Origin of the sequence: Micromonospora sp. CPCC 206171 (assembly GCF_036906755.1) — a bacterium.
In the GTDB taxonomy this organism is placed as follows: domain Bacteria; phylum Actinomycetota; class Actinomycetes; order Mycobacteriales; family Micromonosporaceae; genus Micromonospora; species Micromonospora purpureochromogenes.
Genome location: NZ_JBAKHT010000037.1, coordinates 1 through 15,790, shown reverse-complemented (window position 1 = coordinate 15,790; position 15,790 = coordinate 1). Strand labels below are relative to the sequence as shown.

Annotated in this window: 13 protein-coding genes, 1 tRNA gene, 1 other RNA gene and 2 pseudogenes; 9 read left to right on the top strand and 8 right to left on the bottom strand. The window is 71.6% G+C overall.

Features of this window, described 5'->3' with window-relative positions:
• Nucleotides 1–127 precede the first annotated feature (127 nt).
• The 3 genes from V6U89_RS27590 to V6U89_RS27580 all read left to right on the top strand — a co-directional run bounded on the left by V6U89_RS27590 (nucleotide 128) and on the right by V6U89_RS27580 (nucleotide 5,229).
• Nucleotides 128–1,654, top strand: a complete 1,527-nt coding sequence (locus tag V6U89_RS27590) for a hypothetical protein (protein ID WP_334575320.1) — start codon at nucleotides 128–130, stop codon at nucleotides 1,652–1,654.
• A gap of 281 nt (nucleotides 1,655–1,935) precedes the next feature.
• Nucleotides 1,936–3,576: a hypothetical protein gene (locus V6U89_RS27585; RefSeq protein WP_334575316.1), complete on the top strand. Its 1,641-nt coding sequence runs from the start codon at nucleotides 1,936–1,938 to the stop codon at nucleotides 3,574–3,576.
• A 216-nt stretch (nucleotides 3,577–3,792) separates the two neighbouring features.
• Complete coding sequence (locus V6U89_RS27580) at nucleotides 3,793–5,229, top strand: hypothetical protein (RefSeq protein WP_334575312.1); 1,437 nt, start codon at nucleotides 3,793–3,795, stop codon at nucleotides 5,227–5,229.
• A 132-nt stretch (nucleotides 5,230–5,361) separates the two neighbouring features.
• Here the strand turns inward: V6U89_RS27580 and V6U89_RS27575 are convergent, their stop codons facing one another.
• From V6U89_RS27575 to V6U89_RS27550, 6 genes and pseudogenes are all read right to left on the bottom strand, one after another.
• Entirely contained in the window at nucleotides 5,362–6,663 is a 1,302-nt protein-coding gene (locus V6U89_RS27575) for a hypothetical protein (protein WP_334575308.1), read from the bottom strand.
• Nucleotides 6,664–6,766: 103 nt separating this feature from the next.
• Nucleotides 6,767–7,261 (bottom strand): hypothetical protein, encoded by a 495-nt coding sequence (locus V6U89_RS27570; RefSeq protein ID WP_442933996.1) that lies wholly within the window; start codon nucleotides 7,259–7,261, stop codon nucleotides 6,767–6,769.
• Between the two features lie 32 nt (nucleotides 7,262–7,293).
• On the bottom strand, nucleotides 7,294–7,908 hold the full coding sequence (locus V6U89_RS27565) for a hypothetical protein (RefSeq protein ID WP_334575299.1): 615 nt from the start codon (nucleotides 7,906–7,908) through the stop codon (nucleotides 7,294–7,296).
• A gap of 151 nt (nucleotides 7,909–8,059) precedes the next feature.
• On the bottom strand, nucleotides 8,060–8,251 hold the full coding sequence (locus V6U89_RS27560; RefSeq protein ID WP_334575294.1) for a DUF397 domain-containing protein: 192 nt from the start codon (nucleotides 8,249–8,251) through the stop codon (nucleotides 8,060–8,062).
• Nucleotides 8,242–8,484 (bottom strand): annotated as a pseudogene (locus V6U89_RS27555) (Scr1 family TA system antitoxin-like transcriptional regulator); the annotation flags it as partial. The pseudogene V6U89_RS27555 and the gene V6U89_RS27560, both read right to left, overlap by 10 nt.
• A gap of 222 nt (nucleotides 8,485–8,706) precedes the next feature.
• On the bottom strand, nucleotides 8,707–9,624 hold the full coding sequence (locus V6U89_RS27550; RefSeq protein WP_334575290.1) for an NADP-dependent oxidoreductase: 918 nt from the start codon (nucleotides 9,622–9,624) through the stop codon (nucleotides 8,707–8,709).
• Nucleotides 9,625–9,751: 127 nt separating this feature from the next.
• Between V6U89_RS27550 and V6U89_RS27545 the strand changes: the two genes are divergently transcribed.
• On the top strand, nucleotides 9,752–10,585 hold the full coding sequence (locus tag V6U89_RS27545) for a TetR family transcriptional regulator (protein WP_334575286.1): 834 nt from the start codon (nucleotides 9,752–9,754) through the stop codon (nucleotides 10,583–10,585).
• A gap of 325 nt (nucleotides 10,586–10,910) precedes the next feature.
• A complete protein-coding gene (locus tag V6U89_RS27540; protein WP_334575281.1) occupies nucleotides 10,911–11,036 on the top strand; it encodes a hypothetical protein in 126 nt (41 codons plus the stop codon).
• Nucleotides 11,037–11,151: 115 nt separating this feature from the next.
• On the opposite strand, the gene V6U89_RS27535 is transcribed toward V6U89_RS27540, so the two are convergent.
• Nucleotides 11,152–11,236 (bottom strand) — tRNA-Ser (locus tag V6U89_RS27535).
• Nucleotides 11,237–11,317: 81 nt separating this feature from the next.
• Between V6U89_RS27535 and ffs the strand changes: the two genes are divergently transcribed.
• The 4 genes from ffs to recR all read left to right on the top strand — a co-directional run bounded on the left by ffs (nucleotide 11,318) and on the right by recR (nucleotide 15,434).
• Nucleotides 11,318–11,407: signal recognition particle sRNA small type (ffs, locus tag V6U89_RS27530), an RNA gene on the top strand.
• A 107-nt stretch (nucleotides 11,408–11,514) separates the two neighbouring features.
• Nucleotides 11,515–14,415 carry a DNA polymerase III subunit gamma and tau gene (locus V6U89_RS27525; RefSeq protein ID WP_334575278.1) on the top strand — a complete coding sequence of 967 codons (2,901 nt, stop codon included), beginning with the start codon at nucleotides 11,515–11,517 and terminating at the stop codon, nucleotides 14,413–14,415.
• 108 nt (nucleotides 14,416–14,523) lie between these two features.
• A complete protein-coding gene (locus V6U89_RS27520) occupies nucleotides 14,524–14,832 on the top strand; it encodes a YbaB/EbfC family nucleoid-associated protein (protein WP_218896632.1) in 309 nt (102 codons plus the stop codon).
• An 8-nt stretch (nucleotides 14,833–14,840) separates the two neighbouring features.
• Nucleotides 14,841–15,434 (top strand): recombination mediator RecR, encoded by a 594-nt coding sequence (gene recR, locus V6U89_RS27515; protein ID WP_179802253.1) that lies wholly within the window; start codon nucleotides 14,841–14,843, stop codon nucleotides 15,432–15,434.
• Nucleotides 15,435–15,588: 154 nt separating this feature from the next.
• Here recR and V6U89_RS27510 read toward each other — a convergent pair.
• A pseudogene (locus tag V6U89_RS27510) lies at nucleotides 15,589–15,790 on the bottom strand (hypothetical protein); the annotation flags it as partial.

Genomic DNA, 15,790 nt, shown 5'->3' with positions numbered 1-15,790 from the left:
GGGTCGAAGAATTACGAGTGCATCGCTGGTGGCCGTGCTGGCCGGTCTGGCGGTGGGCGCCCCCGCGCAGGCGTCGGACGACGTGCGAGTCATCACGCGGGAAGGCGTTGTCCTGCAGCATCACCGGGTGGCGAAGGCGACCACACCGGTGCGGGGGACCGGAGGAACCCGTTCCGACTTCGACGGCGACGGCGTCGACGACATCGCCGCCACCGCTGATCCTCTCAACGAAAATCTGCCCTCGGGCGCGACCGGTCTGGTCGTCGTGCGCTACTCGTCCGCGCCGCAGGTCGACTACCTCATCGGTGGCGCGACGCCCGAAGGTGGTAGCAACGCCTTCGGGCTGGCGCTCGCCGCCGGGGACTTCAACGGCGACCGGTACGACGACCTGGCCATCGGCAACATGGACGAGTTCGACCCGGGAAACAAGTCCCACGCCGGCGGGGTCTGGGTCATCCCGGGTAGCAGTGCCGGCCTGGTGGTCGATGCGGCGCAGCACTTCAACCAGAGTTCGCCGGGTGTCCCGGGCGCGTCGGAGAACCTGGACTGGTTCGGTGCGACGCTGGCGGCCGGCGACATCAACGGGGACGGCCGCGAGGACCTCGCCATCGGCGCGTACGGGGAGGGGATCGGGGCCAAGACGGGCGCCGGCGCGGTCACCGTCCTCTTCGGTGGCGCGACCGGCCTGACGGCCACCGGCGCCCAGTACCTCCAGCAGGACCAGGCCGGGGTGCCGGGCGCGGCCGAGCGCGACGACTACTTCGGCTTCTCGCTGGCGATCGGGAAGGTCAACAACAACCGTTACAACGACCTGGTGATCGGCGCGCCGCTGGAGAACAGGGGCACCTCCTGGGACGGCAGCGGCATGGTCACCCTGATGTGGGGTTCGCCGAGTGGCGTGGCGTCCACCGGCGCCACCTCGGTCACCGGAGCGGCGGTGCGCCCCGCGACCGGCCAGCCCGACACCATCGCCTGGAATCTGGGCGAGACGCTCGCGATCGGCGACGTGAACGGCGACGGGTTGGGCGAGGTCGTCGCCGGCGCGCCCAGCGCCCAGTCGCCGGACATCTACGGCGGCCTGATCGCGGTCTTCACGGGGCGGACCGCCGGTTTGTCCGGCGGTGCAGTCCGGATCGTCACGCAGCGCACCGCCGGCGTGCCGGGGGAGCCCGAGGGCTACGACCGCTTCGGCGCCTCGCTGGCGACGGGCGACGTGACCGGCGACGGCCGGGCGGACGTGCTGGTCGGCTCGCTGACCGAGGAGGTGGGCCCGACGGACGAGGGTGGGGTGGTGACCCTGCTCAAGGGTTCCGCCTCGGGGATCACCGGCAGCGGCGCTCAGGCCTTCGACCAGAACCACCCGAACATCCCGGGCACGGTCGAGCGCGGTGACAAGTTCGGCGCGTCGGTCGCGGTGTTGAACCTCAACGGCACCGGCCCGCTGGACGCCGTCGTGGCGTCGACCGGGGAGGAGGTGGCCGGCGACACGCCCGGCTACGCGTCCGGTTCGATGGTGCCGTTCCACGGTTCCACCGGTGGACTCGTACCGCAGTTCGTCTCGTGGAGCGGCGCGAGCCTGCGTACCGACCGGATCTGGCCCATGCATTACGGCGTCCGAATCGCCGGGCCGCAGGGCGGCGGCGGTAGGTACTGACCGGCTGCGCCATCGACGGAGACGCCCGGTCGGTCCGCGAGGATCGGCCGGGCGTTCCGCTTCCCGTGGGTGGGTCGGACCGGGCACGCCTGCTCCGACCCACCCACGGCGCGCCGACTCCGCGGCCGGGCCGGGTCGTACGGACGCATCGACCGTTCGGCGGACGCTGCCGCCCGGTCGACGGCGGACCTGCCCGTTCGCCCAGTTATCGCCGTTCGTCGCTGCCTCTAGCGTGTCGGGGCAATCCATGACGATCGGGGGTTTTTGTGGGCCGAAGAACCATGAGCGTGTCGCTGGTGGCGGTGCTGGCCGGACTGGCGGTCGGTGCCCCCGCGCAGGCGGCGGACGACGTCCAGACCCTCACCCGGGACGGCGTCGTCCTCCAGCATCAGCGGGTGGCGAAGGCGACCACGCCGGTGCGGGGCACCGGAGGCACCCGTTCCGACTTCGACGGCGACGGCGTCGACGACGTGGCCGTCACCGGTGATCCTTTCAACCCCAACCTGCCCTACCACCCGACCGGCGTCGTCGTGGTGCGCTACTCGTCCGCCCCGCAGGTGGATTACTACCTCGGGGTGCTGTCCTCCGACGGTGGCTGCAGCTGCTTCGGCATGGCGCTGGCGGCGGGCGACTTCAACGGAGACCGGTACGACGACCTGGCGATCGGCGACTCCGACGAGGTCGACGCTGGCAACAAGTCCCACGCCGGCGGGGTGTGGGTCGTCCCGGGCAGCAGCAGCGGCCTGGTCTTCGGCTCGGCGAAGCACTTCAACCAGAGTTCGGCGGGCGTGCCGGGCGCGGCGGAGAGCCAGGACTGGTTCGGCGGGGCGCTGGCGGCCGGCGACATCAACGGGGACGGCCGCGAGGACCTCGCCGTCGGCGCATGGGGGGAGGCGATCGGGACCAAGACGGAAGCCGGCTCGGTCACCGTCCTCTACGGCGGGTCGACCGGTCTCACCGCCACCGGTGCCCAGTTCCTCCAGCAGGATCAGGCCGGCGTGCCGGGTGCCGCCGAGCGAAACGACAAGTTCGGTTTCTCGCTGGCGATCGGGAAGGTCAACAACAACCGCTACAACGATCTGGTGATCGGCGCGCCCTTCGAGAACGACGGGGCGTCCTGGAACGGCACCGGCATGGTGACCCTGATGTGGGGTTCGCCGACAGGCGTGTCGTCCGCCGGCGCCACCGCGGTCACCGGCGCGGGGATCCTCGGCTCGATCGGCCAGACCGACACCATCGCCTGGTACCTGGGGGAGACGCTCGCCATCGGCGACGTGAACGGCGACGGGCTGGGCGAGGTCGTCGCCGGTGCGCCCAGCGCCCAGACCCCGCACATCTACGGCGGCCTGGTCGCCGTGTTCACGGGGCGGACCGCCGGACTGTCCTCCGGTGCGGTCCGGGTCGTGACGCAGCGCACCGCCGGGGTGCCGGGCGAGCCGGAGGACAACGACCGCTTCGGCGCGTCGCTGGCAACCGGCGACGTCACCGGCGACGGGAGGGCGGACGTGCTGGTCGGCTCGCCCGGCGAGGAGGTCGGCCCGACCGACGAGGGCGGGGTGGTCACCCTGCTCAAGGGCTCCGCCTCGGGGATCACCGGCAGCGGTGCCCAGGCCTTCGACCAGAACCACCCGAGCATCCCGGGCACGGTCGAGCGTGGTGACAAGTTCGGCGCGTCGGTCGCGGTGTTGAACCTCAACGGCACCGGTCCGCTGGACGCCGTCGTCACGTCGGTCGGGGAGGAGGTGACCGGCGACACCCCCGGTTATCCGTCCGGTTCGATGGTGCCGTTCCACGGCTCCACCGGCGGGCTCGTACCGCAGTTCGTCTCGTGGAGCGGCGCGAGCCTGCGTACCGACCGGGTCTGGCCCCAGCGGTACGGCATCCGGGTCGCCGGACCGCAGAGCGGCGGCCCGCTCTCCTGACGCTCCCTTTCGGCACGGCAACGCCCGGCAGCTCCTCGCGAGCTGCCGGGCGTTTCGTGATCGGGCCCAGGAGATCAGCTGATCCGGCAGGCCGATCCTCCTACCTTCGGCTCGGTAGCGTCCCGACGGTGCCCGGGCGGGCCTCGCCGAGCGGGGCCTACCCCTAAGCTTGCTCCGCACGTACCGGTGGATCTTGGTGGCAAAGGGGGGTGGGACGTGCGGGTCAAGCAGCTGGCACGCCTCATGGTCGTGACGCTCGGCGCGACGCTCGGCGTCGCATCGCCGCTGAACTCCGGCGTGGCGCACGCCGACAGCACGGTCGGGCTCGGCATCGGGACGTACGCGCAGATGGTCGTCGACTCGACGCGCGGGCATCTTTTCTTCAGCCCCGGGCGGACGGGGTCGGGCGTGCGGGTGACGGACCTGGCGGGCGGTTCGCAGACGACGATCCCGAACCTGCCGGATGCTTCCGGCATGGCGCTGAGCCCGGACGGGGCGACGCTGCACGTGGCGCTCATCGGGGCGGGCGCCATCGCCGCGATCGACACCAGGACGCTGACCGAGACCCGCCGCTACAGCATCGGCGCCGGCACCTGTCCCACCTGGCTGGCGCCCGCCGGCGGGAAGCTCTACTTCGGGTACGGCTGCACGTACGGCAAGGGCCTGCTGGGCTCGCTCGACCTGCGCGGACAGGCGCCGGTCATGGCCCTCGGCCTGCCGCTCAACGGCACGTTCGTCCGGCCCCCGTTGCTGCGGAGCAGTACGGCCGACCCGGATCTGCTCTTCGTGGCGGACCGGTCCTCCGTCACCACCCCCTCCTCGGGCCGAGCGACCGTGTACGACGTCTCGTCCGGTACTCCTGCGCTGGTCGCGTCCATGCCGTCGGACACCTGCACCGGCCTGCACGACGCCGCGCTGACGCCCGACGCGAGCAGGGTGATCCTGGGCTGTTCATTTCTGAACGGCGACCAGACGGCGGCCGCCACCCAGCACGTGGGGTTCTCGACCACGGACCTGTCGGCGGCGGGCGGGTACCCGTCCGGCACCTGGCCGACGGCCGTGACGACGTCCCCGAACGGTTCCTTCGTCATCGTCGCCAACACCAACAGGTCGGAGCAGACGTCCTCGACGATCCGGGTCGAGCGGCTCGACGGGACCCTGGTGCGCAGCTACAAGCTGCCGACGGACACCCACGTCGAGCGGCAGGGCCTCGCCGTCAGTGCCGACAACCGCACGCTCTACGCCGTCACCACCGACCACACCGGGACCAACCCGACCCTGCGGCTGCTGACCGACTTCACGAAGGCCGAGTCCTCGCTCACCCTGTCGGCGCCGACCAGCACGTACCGGACGAAGATCACGGTCACCGGCAAGCTGGCGTTCACCGGTGCCGCCGTGTCGTCGCCGTGGACGCTCCAGATGGCGAAGCGGGACCGCTTCGGCACCCACGTCCTGCCGAGCGTCACCACCACCGCGAACGGGACGTTCTCCTTCACCGACACGCCGCGCTTCGGTGGGGCCAACACCTACACCGCCACCTTCCCCGGCGATGCCGGCCACCTGGCGTCCAGCCGGTCGGTCACCGTGCAGGTGTCCCTGTTCACCACCGCGACGACGCGGCAACCCGCGGCCGGGGTCGCGCCGCGACGGTGACCGCCCAGGCGGCGACCACCGGCAGGTCCTGCCGCCACCGCTCATGAGCTGCGAAAACGCCCGGTCGGTCCGGATGGACCGACCGGGCGTTTCCGGGTGTACGGCCTGCTCGGCGGGTCGACCCACCGGACCTCAGGCGGTCGGGGTGGTCACCGTTACCTGGTAGTCGCGCGCTTTGTAGTCGTTGCCGCTCCACACCAGCAGCGGGTACGACCCGGCCGCGGGCAGGACGCAGTACTCCACGGAGGACTGGTCGCAGATGTAGCCGCCAGCGTTGTCGTACAACTTCCACCGGTAGACCTGCTGGTCGACGAGGATTTCGGCCTGGCCGGCGGTGGCGCTGGTGAACGAGTGGCAGGCCCGCCGGTTCGGCTCCAGCCGGCCCTGGCCGACGGCCGCGCCGAGGCCGTCGGTCGGGGACAGCGCCGAGCAACCGACCGGCTGAGAGATGCGCGGCAGCCTGATGTTGTACGTCGCCGCCTTGCCGTCGATGTGGTCGATGAAGAACCGGTACGGCCCGGCCGAGCTCAGCGTGCAGTCGAAGTCGGCGTAGTGGGTCTGGCAGAGCTCCTGGTGGCGCGCGTCCGTTATTTCCGCGTGCAGGTAGGTGAGATCACGCAGGTGCGGCTCGGCAATGAACAGCTTGCTGCCGGTGGGCTGGTCGAACGTGAAGCACCGAGTGGCCAACCCGGCCGGGAGGGTGCCGCCGACCCCTGCCGACGCCCACGAGAAGGCGTCCGCCGGCAGTTGCTCGCAGGTCGACGGCGTCCGCCTCGACTCGATCGAGAGGGTGTAACCACCATTCCCGCTGCCGCTCGTGGTCCTGACCGTGAGCGTGTAGGCGCCGGCAGGACCGAGCCGACACTGCTCAAGGTATTCGTGGTAGGCGCTGATCTCGCAGGCCGTCCAGCCCTCCTGGTGCTTCACCCGGATGGAGAGGCTGACCCCGGACATCTCGACCACCTGGACGTACAGGACATCCGAGTCGGCGGTCGTGGTGAACGTCCAGGTGTCCTCGGCCTGGCCGATGATCAGTCCGCAGTTGTTGACAGTGCCGAAGGTCAGTGCACCGCCACAGAAGGAGCGGGGAGGCCGCTGCGCCGGGCTGACGGTGGCCGACCGGGTGCGCGTCTGCTCAGTCGTCAGTCCTGCGATCGCGGACTGGACCGGCGGCGGGGAGGTGTCACCGCCTGCGGTCGCCCGGGTGTCGGCACCGGCCGCGCCGGCCGCCGCCGATGTCGAGGAGACGGCTCCGGTGGGTGTCGTCGTGGACGAGCCGGTGACGGCCGCGGCCGGCGTGGTCGCGCCGGGGCCGGCGGCGGACGGTCCGACCAGGAACGCCGGGACGGTCAGCACGGCTGCGGCGGCCAGCGCGAGCCGTGGAAATCCCCTGCTGCTCCGGTTCCCCGGGCAGGCGGAGAGGGTTGTCCTCACATCAACTCCCCCATGAGACGCCGCGCGCTACAGCGCGGGCGAGGAGATGATTCCACGAGAGCTGATCTTCGACAATCAGCCTCCGGGCCGGCCGTTCGCCGGTTCAGCAGGGGCCGTAGCCCTCGTCGAAGAGCCGGCGCGCCCAGTCGGCGTACCCGGCGATGATCTCCCGGACCGAGGTGCCGTCGTGCAGGAAGAGGTACGCCCGGTCGCCGTCGCGGGCGAGCAGCCCGTCGAACCGGTGCGTCCGCTGTGGAGCGTCGAGCCGGGTCGCCTCCGGATAGCTGGCCAGCACCTCTTCGACGGGTGTGCCGACGGTGATCCCCTCGGGTGTGCTCATCGGGTCGTCCAGCCAGAGCAGCACCAGCCGGTCGTCCACGAAGATCGGGCTGGCCGCCCCGTGCCCGGCCAGCGTCGGACCGCAGGCGTCGGCCTCGGCGCGCAGCACGCCCCGGCGGGTCAGCTCCTGCTCGGTGTCGCCGAACTCGATCTCGGCCAGGCCGCTCAGCCGGACCACCTCGGTGTCGCCGACCGGTCGGGCCGGCACGTCCGGCCCCTGTGGACGAACACCGCTCCCCGAGATCGAGGCAGCCGTCAGCAGTGTGGCAATGAATACGAATTGTCGCAATTTCATGGAATCCCCCAGTCCCCAACGGAACCGGGCCGCTCAGGTTGCTGCTCCTGGCCGGATTGCCGGTATTCCCACTCCTCCGCCAGCTCGTCCCAGTAGTCCGCGGACAGGCCCCGCCGTCCGTGAGCCAGCCAGCCGTCGGTGTGCCGCTCCAGGTGCAGGCCCAGCTCGGCGAAGGGGTCGATCCACGGGCCGGGTTCGGCGCCCAACCGGGCCAGCGCCGCGTTGATCGGCCACTCGGCGCGCGGCCCGTCGAGGAGCCGGTCGACCCGCGGGCCCCAGCTCAGCGCGCCGCCCAGCCACACCACCGCCGACTGGTAGCCGAGGCCCCCGGCGAACTCCGCCTCCAGATACGCCACCGGCCCCTGCCGCGACCAGCGGGCCAGCAGCTCCGCCAACGCCGGCGAGAGGAGCAACTGGAACGGCTGCTCCGCGCTCGGCTCGTCGGTGGCGAAATCGGGCAGCGCGCCGGTCAACTCCTGCACGAGCTGGGGGGTCACCGGCAGCAGCGCGAAGTCCTGCCGGAGCGCGGCGAGGACGGCGTGGTCCAGCTCGGCGGTCTGCTCGCGGAGCAGCTCGACGTACGCGACCACCGCGCTGAGCTGGTAACTCATCCGAGCCCTCCGCCATCCACAGGCTGTGGATGGAACATGTGTACGACGGATTCGGTGCCGCCGCAGATCACCGGACGGTACCCGCCGGATCGTCGGCCATCCGCCCCGTGCCGGCCGGAGTCCCGGTCCCGCGCTCCCGGCGAGGATCGGCTCAGGCTCGCTCGGTGACCTGGGCGACGAATGCGCGCCAGGCCGCCGGCGCGAAGACGAGCGCCGGGACGGTCGGGTCCTTCGAGTCGCGTACGCCGACGATGCCGGGCAGGTTGTCGGCGACCTCGACGCAGGCACCGCCGTTGCCGCTGCTGCGGCTGCTCTTGCGCCACCGCGCGTTGATCAGGTCCATGTCTCCGCCACTTCCGTGAGGAGATCGACTGACTGCCAGTGGGACAGCGCCTCGCCGCGCACGTTCTCCCACGCGGCCAGTATCGCCGCGATGTCCTCCGGGTCGCTGACCACTTGTCCGTGAAGTTGGTTGTCGAGGTAGCCGGCGATCCGGTGGTCGTGGCTGTTGGCGATTACGAAAGGGCCGTTGAGGCCCGCGTAGGCACCGACAGTGGACGGCACGACGTGCACCCGGATGTTCCTCGGCGCTCAGCGGCAGCTGGAACTCTAGGCCGGGGTTGCGCGAGGCGCTCGCCGCCACGCACGCCGAGGCGATCGCCGCCGGCCCCGGGAAGCGCGGCCAGGTCGCTCTGGTGCGCACTGAGCGGCCCCACTGACGTCGTCGGCGTCGGGTCGGGTGCCGATCTCGTCAGTAGGGCGTCAGCATGACGGCGCTGTTGGCCTATTCCAGGACGCTCAGGGGCGCACGCGAATGACGGTCTTGCCCTTGCGCCGCTCGGTCGGGTTGAGCGCGGCGATGGCGTCGTCGAGAGTCGCGACTGTTCCGATGTGCGTGCGAAGGCGCCCGTCTCGCACCCGGTCGACGATCTCCACCAGCTGACTCGGAACGGACTCGACGACGAAGTCGACCGCTAAGCCGTCGACAGGGCGAGCCTCAACAGGTCCGACCACCGACACCAGCGTCCCGCCAGGCCGGATGATGCTCGCCGAGCGCCTTTGGATATCACCGCCGATGACATCGAAGACCAGGTCGACCCCGCCGATGTCGTCGAGATCCTCGTGGTCGAGGTCGAGGAACTCGTTCGCGCCGAAGTCGAGCGCCGCCTGGCGGTCCGCCGCCCGACCGGTACCGATGACGTAGGCGCCGAACTCCCGGGCGAGCTGCGTCACCACTGACCCGACGGCGCCGGCGGCGCCGTGTGCGAGGACGCTCTGCCCCGCCTGAAGACGACCGTGCTGGAACAGGCCCTGCCACGCGGTCAGGCCGGAGATCGGCAGGCTCGCACCCACCGTGAAGTCGACGTTTCCCGGCAGCGGCGCAAGGTTGCGTGCCTCCACGGCCGCGTACTCAGCCAGCGTTCCATCGCGGTGCCAGTCCGTGATCCCGAACACCCGCTGCCCCAGCGAGAGTCCCGTCGTGCCGTAGCCGAGGGAGGAGACCACTCCGGCGAACTCATGGCCGATGATCGCCTGGGCGCGATCGTGACCGGATCGATCGACCCATGTCGAAGGCCACTCCCACTCCGCGGGGACGAAGCCCGACGCATGGACTTCAACGACGACGTCGTTGATCGCCGGCGTCGGCTCAGGCCGCTCCGCGAGTGTGATCCCGGCTGCTTCTGCGGCCTGATCCATCGCGACGATTGCCTTCATGGGTGCCTCCGTATATCTCGTGCTCGTCGGCTCTGTGCGCCGCTTTTTGGGCTTGCTGGCCCACTAATGGCAGTCAACGCGACGCGAATGTGGGCTGTCAAGCCCAATCCGGGTTATCGTGTGTGTCATGGAAGCCACAACGGAAGCTCGGGGGCGGCAGAAGCTCACGGACAAGGGGCAGGCGACCCGAGCCCGCATCCTCGAGCACGCCGCGGAGCTCATCTACACCAAGGGCGTCCACGCGACGAACAACGAGCAGCTCCGTCGCGCGGCAGGCATCAGCGGGTCACAGCTCAACCACTACTTCCCGACCAAGGAGAGCCTTGTCCTCGCGGTCATCGAGTGGCAGGCCGAGCGGGTCCTCACGTTCCATCGCAGTGAGCGGTTCACCCACTTTGAAAGCCTCGACTCCCTTCGGGAATGGGCGGGCTTCTACATCGCCTACGAGCGCTCCTACCAGGAAGGCTGCAGCCTCGGCTCGCTCGCCAGCGAGATCATCAAGACGGACCTTGACGTTCGCACGGAACTCGCGAACGCGTTCGAGCAGTGGAGAGACATCTTCCGAGATGGACTCGAACGGATGCGGAGGCTCGGCCGCATCAGCGCTGAGGCGGATCCCACCCGACTGGCCTATCTCCTGCTCTCCGCCTTTCAGGGCGGCATGCTCCTCGCCCAGGTCGCCCGCGACATCGCCCCGCTGAAAGACACCCTGCGGGCAGCCATCGACTTCGTGCAGACATTCGCGATGCCCCCTGCTGCCGGCGCACTCGAAGATCTCACTGAGGCCCAGCGCAAGCAGCCCGGCCGGCCCCGCGAGCTCGACCCGAACCAGTTCGCCACGGCCCGGGCCGCTCTCGCCGCCGGCCAACCGGTCGAGCAAGTCGCAGCGGCCTTCGGCGTCAGCCACGCCACCCTCTACCGCCACCTCGCCGAACGCGACGACGAACAAACCTCCCCCTGAGCAGCAGCGATCAGGACTGGTCGTGCTCGTTTTGCGGCTGGTGACACGATCCTTACCGGCACCCCCACTCCCACTGATGGCTGCGCAACGGCGGCGGTCACCGCGCCCTCGGCGACGTCGAGCAAACCCGCCAACACCTCCTGCGCATGACCGCACCCTGACCCTGCACGACATCCGGTGGGGCCGGCGAGCGTGCCGGCCCCGTCCCACGGGCTACGCGGCTGGGCCGCGAGGGAACAGCCCACGGGGTTCCAGATCCGCCGGCCACGACCCCCGTCGAGGGGATGCGGACTGGCGCTGTCGCCCGCTGCTAGTCGGTGGCGGCATGACCGACCAGGTACGCCGGGACATCGCGCAGCAGCTCGGCGGACTGCTCTGGGGCGACCCGCCGCGCCGGCCGGGGGAGAGCGGCGACGGGCCGGTGGCAGACCGGCCGGAACAGGACAAGTGAGACGACAACTGAGACGAGAGCGACTGAGACGACAACTGAGACGAGAGCGACGCAGAGACGACGAAGGGCCGGTCCCCGATGGGGCCGGCCCTCGCGTTTGTGCTGCTCAGAAGAGCGGAGGATACGAGATTCGAACTCGTGAGGGTGTTAACCCAACACGCTTTCCAAGCGTGCGCCCTAGGCCTCTAGGCGAATCCTCCGCGAGCCAGGATACAGGTCCCCGGCGGGCCGGCCACCCCACCACCCCCTGATGATCGACCGGGAGTCGGGTAGGCTGGTGTCACCTCCCGTGCGGCGGTACCTCGTGAACCTCCCCAGGGCCGGAAGGCAGCAAGGATAAGCGAGCTCTGCCGGGTGCACGGGAGGCCTTTTTGTCTCCGGGCGCCGGTACCGTACCTGCGGGTCAGGTCACGGGGTGGTGGGTGGTCACCCGCGCCTGACCGGCGCAGAATGGCTCGGTCGAGAGGAGGCGGTACGGGTGGCACTGGCCCTTTACCGCAAGTACCGGCCGCGCACCTTCGCCGAGGTCATCGGGCAGGAGCACGTCACCGAGCCGTTGTCGCAGGCGCTGCGCAGCGGGCGGCTCAACCACGCCTATCTCTTCTCCGGCCCCCGGGGCTGCGGCAAGACCTCCAGCGCCCGCATCCTGGCCCGCTCGCTCAACTGTGAGCAGGGCCCCACCCCGGAGCCCTGCGGCACCTGCGCGTCCTGCCGCTCGCTGGCCATCGACGGCACCGGCTCGATCGACGTGATCGAGATCGATGCGGCCAGCCACGGTGGCGTCGACGACGCCCGCGAGCTGCGCGAGAAGGCGTTCTTCGCACCGGCCAGCAGCCGCTTCAAGATCTACGTCATCGACGAGGCGCACATGGTCTCGTCGGCCGGCTTCAACGCCCTGCTCAAGCTGGTCGAGGAGCCGCCGGAGTACGTCAAGTTCATCTTCGCCACCACCGAGCCGGAGAAGGTCCTCGGCACGATCAAGTCGCGGACCCACCACTACCCGTTCCGGCTGATCCCGCCGAAGACGCTCCGGCCGTACCTCGAACAGCTCTGCGAGGCGGAGGGCGTCACCGTCGAGCCGGCGGTCTTCCCGCTGGTGGTGCGCGCCGGCGGCGGCAGCGCCCGGGACAGCCTCTCCGTGCTCGACCAGCTCATCGCGGGCGCCGGCCCGGAGGGGGTCACCTACGCCCGGGCCGCCGCGCTGCTCGGTGTCACCGACTCCGCGCTGATCGACGAGATGTGCGACGCACTGGCCGCCGGGGACGGCGCCGCCGCGTACGCCACCGTCGACCGGGTGGCGGAGGCCGGGCACGACCCGCGTCGGTTCGCCTCCGACCTGCTGGAACGCCTGCGCGACCTGATCGTGCTCCAGCAGGTGCCGGACGCGGCGGCCAAGGGTCTGATCGACGGTCCGGCCGACCACATCGAGCGGATGGCCGCCCAGGCCCAGCGGCTCGGCCCGGGCACCCTGTCCCGCTGCGCCGACATCGTGCACAACGGCCTGGTCGACATGCGCGGCACCACCGCGCCCCGGCTGCTGCTGGAGCTGATCTGCGCCCGGATGATGCTGCCCGGCGCCGACGACACCACCGGCGGCCTGCTCCAGCGCCTGGAACGGATGGAGCGCCGGCTCACCCTGGGTGGCGCCGGCCTGCCGTCGGCCGCCGCCGGCCCCGCGCCGGTCGCCCCCGCTTCCCAGGTACGCCCCGAGCCCGCTCCCAACGCCCCGAGCGCGCCCGCCCCGGTCGTGGAGTCGCGGGACGCCTCCGTGTCAACGGCCGCTCCGGCGGCGGAGCCGGTGACCCCGCCGGCCGCGCCCCGTCGGGTGCCGCCGGAGGCGGTGCTGCCCGACCCGGCCACCCCCGCGCCGCCCCGCCCGGGCAGCAGTTCCCCGGGTGCGTTGGACGCGGTCGCGGTACGCCGTGCCTGGCCGGACATCGTCGCCAAGGTCAACCGGATCAAGAAGCCCGCGGCGGCGCTGATGCGCGACGCCGTGGTCCGCGACGTGGACGGCGACACCGTGGTGCTGACCGTCAAGTCGCCGGTCCTCGCCCAGATGATGGGCAACCACATCTCCGTGCTGTCCGACGCGCTCTACGAGGAGTTCGGCGGTCGCTGGCAGATCCGCTGCGAGGTGGCCGGCGAGCGCGGCGCGGCCACGCTCGGTGGCCCGAGCCGGGCGGCGGCCCCGACCCGACCGGCTTCCCCGCCGACCCCCACGCCCGCCGGCCCGGCCACTGCCGGCCCGACCGGCGTGGGCCCGAGCGGCCCATCCGGCTCAGCGAGCGGTGTAGGCCCGTCTGGCCCGGCGAACGGCGTAGGCCGGTCCGACGCGACCAACGGTGGAGACCTGGGCGGTCCGGCAGGTCCGAACGGCGCGGGTCCGCGCGGTGCGTCGGGTCCTCCCGGCGGTGTGGGTTCGGGCGGCGTGGCTGGCCCGAACGGCGTGGCCCCGCGTGGTGCGTCCGATGCTTCCGAGGGCGCGGACTCGGGTGGCCCAGCGGGTGCCTCCGGCGGTGGAGCCGCCGGCGGTCCGGCCGGCCAGTCCACCGGCCGTGGCTCGGTCGGCGGCCCGGGGGCCGGGGGAGCTGGGACCGCCATGGGCGCAGCCGGTTCGACCCACGGTGCCTCCGATCCTATCGGCGGTGCCGGTGGCTCGGCGGGCAGCGACGGCGGACGGCCCGGCAGCACAGGGCGGCTCGGCGCAGGACGGACCGGTGGTGCGGGGCAGTCCGGTGGTACCGGTGGCCCGACGGCCCGCGCCCAGGCCGGCCCGGCGGCCCAGGGCGGGACCGGCCCGAGCGGCCCGGGTGACGGTGCCGGAGACGACGAGGACTGGCCCGAGCCGGCCCGGCCCGGTGGTGCGAGCGGCGGCGACGAGGGCTGGCCCGAGCCGGCCCGTCCGGGTGGTGCCGCGACCGCCACCCCGGGCGGCGACTGGCCGGAGCCGGCCCGCCCGGGTGGGGGGACGGCCACCGCGACTGCCGTACCGAGACCGGCCGGACCGCAGTTGGCACCGTCGCCGGCGGCGGCGACCGGCGGCGCGCCGGTGAGCAGCGCGATCGCGGCGGCGCGGGCGGCTGCGGCGGCGGCCGGCACGGGCAAGGCGGCACGCCCCGCCCAGGCGGCGCGGAAGACCGCGGACGCCGACTGGGCCGGCGAGCCGCCGTACGACCCGGACTTCGACGGGCCGCTGCGCGGCGGTGGCCCCCCGCAGCCGGCGGCGACCCCGGCGTACGAGGGGTTCGACCCCGGTGACGAGCCGCTGGACGAGGTGATCGACGAGCGGACCGCCCGGCAGTCCAGCGAGGAGCAGGCGGTGCAGCTGCTCCGGGAGGCGTTCGGCGCCGAGAAGATCGACGAGGTCGACGCGCGCTGAGCGCGCGCCGGCCACCGAGGACGTGTGCCGCCGCCCGACTAGGCTGGGCGCGGCCGAGCAGACGAGTGCGAGAAGGAGCCCTCCGTGCGCCCAGGTGGACAGCCGAACATGCAGCAGATGCTGAAGCAGGCGCAGAAGATGCAGCAGCAGATCGCCAAGGCGCAGGCCGAGCTGGCCGAGGCCGAGCTGACCGGCACCGCCGGCGGTGGCCTGGTCACCGCGACCGTCTCCGGCGCCGGTGAGATCAAGAGCATCAAGATCGATCCGAAGGCGGTCGACCCGGAGGACGTGGAGACCCTGGAGGACCTGGTCGTCGCGGCCCTGCACAACGCCGCCGAGGCGGCCAAGGAGCTGACCGAGAAGAAGATGGGTCCGGTCGCCGGCGGCATGGGCGGCCTCGGCCTGCCCGGGTTCTGAGCCGGCTGATGTACGAAGGTGCCATCCAGGACCTGATCGACGAGCTGGGGCGGCTGCCGGGCGTGGGCCCGAAGAGTGCCCAGCGGATCGCGTTCCACGTCCTGTCGGCGGATCCTGCCGACGTCAACCGGTTGGCCGGCGCGTTGCGCAAGGTCAAGGAGCTGGTCCGGTTCTGCACCACCTGCTACAACGTGGCCGAGTCCGACCAGTGCCGGATCTGCCGCGACCCGCGCCGCACCGACGAGGTGCTCTGCGTGGTCGAGGAGCCCAAGGACGTGGTGGCGATCGAGCGGACCGGTGAGTTCCGGGGCCGCTACCACGTGCTCGGCGGGGCGATCAACCCGCTGGAGGGCATCGGGCCGGACAACCTGCGCATCCGCGAGCTGATGACCCGGCTCAGCGGCGGGACGGTCCGGGAGCTGATCCTGGCCACCGACCCGAACACCGAGGGCGAGGCGACGGCGACGTACCTGGCGCTGATGGTGAAGCCGATGGGCATCTCGGTCACCCGGCTGGCCAGCGGCCTGCCGGTCGGCGGCGACCTGGAGTACGCCGACGAGATCACTCTCGGCCGCGCCTTCGAGGGCCGCCGCGCCGTCTGAGCCGCCGTACGGACGACCGAGTCGTAGCCGATGGGTCCGCGCGAACAGGCGTGGACCCATCGGCGTTCTTTTCGTTGATCGTAAGGATCGGGTGCGGGTACGCCGCTGGCCGGCACCCCTGTTCGGGGTGCCGGCCAGCGTGTCGTTCACGGTGTCAGTTGTTCCAGTGCTTGGCGACGAGGTCGGCGGCCTGCTGCTCCCACTGGGCGTAGTGGTCCGGGTAGGCCGAGACCTGCACGGTCTGGGCGGCCTTGGTCAGCGGCATGTCCTGCCACCCGTCGACCTGCTTGAGACCCTTGAGGAACGCCTTGGTCGAGTACTCGGGGTCGGTGATCTGCTCGACCGTGCCCCAACCC

What these genes read in the sequence shown, in the direction of transcription:
- V6U89_RS27585 (WP_334575316.1), top strand. Translation starts at nt 1,936, where the DNA reads ATGAGCGTGTCGCTGGTGGCGGTGCTGGCCGGACTGGCGGTCGGTGCC.
- V6U89_RS27565 (WP_334575299.1), bottom strand. Translation starts at nt 7,908, where the DNA reads ATGAGTTACCAGCTCAGCGCGGTGGTCGCGTACGTCGAGCTGCTCCGC.
- V6U89_RS27560 (WP_334575294.1), bottom strand. Translation starts at nt 8,251, where the DNA reads ATGGACCTGATCAACGCGCGGTGGCGCAAGAGCAGCCGCAGCAGCGGC.
- V6U89_RS27550 (WP_334575290.1), bottom strand. Translation starts at nt 9,624, where the DNA reads ATGAAGGCAATCGTCGCGATGGATCAGGCCGCAGAAGCAGCCGGGATC.
- V6U89_RS27545 (WP_334575286.1), top strand. Translation starts at nt 9,752, where the DNA reads ATGGAAGCCACAACGGAAGCTCGGGGGCGGCAGAAGCTCACGGACAAG.
- V6U89_RS27540 (WP_334575281.1), top strand. Translation starts at nt 10,911, where the DNA reads ATGACCGACCAGGTACGCCGGGACATCGCGCAGCAGCTCGGCGGACTG.
- V6U89_RS27520 (WP_218896632.1), top strand. Translation starts at nt 14,524, where the DNA reads ATGCAGCAGATGCTGAAGCAGGCGCAGAAGATGCAGCAGCAGATCGCC.
- recR (WP_179802253.1), top strand. Translation starts at nt 14,841, where the DNA reads ATGTACGAAGGTGCCATCCAGGACCTGATCGACGAGCTGGGGCGGCTG.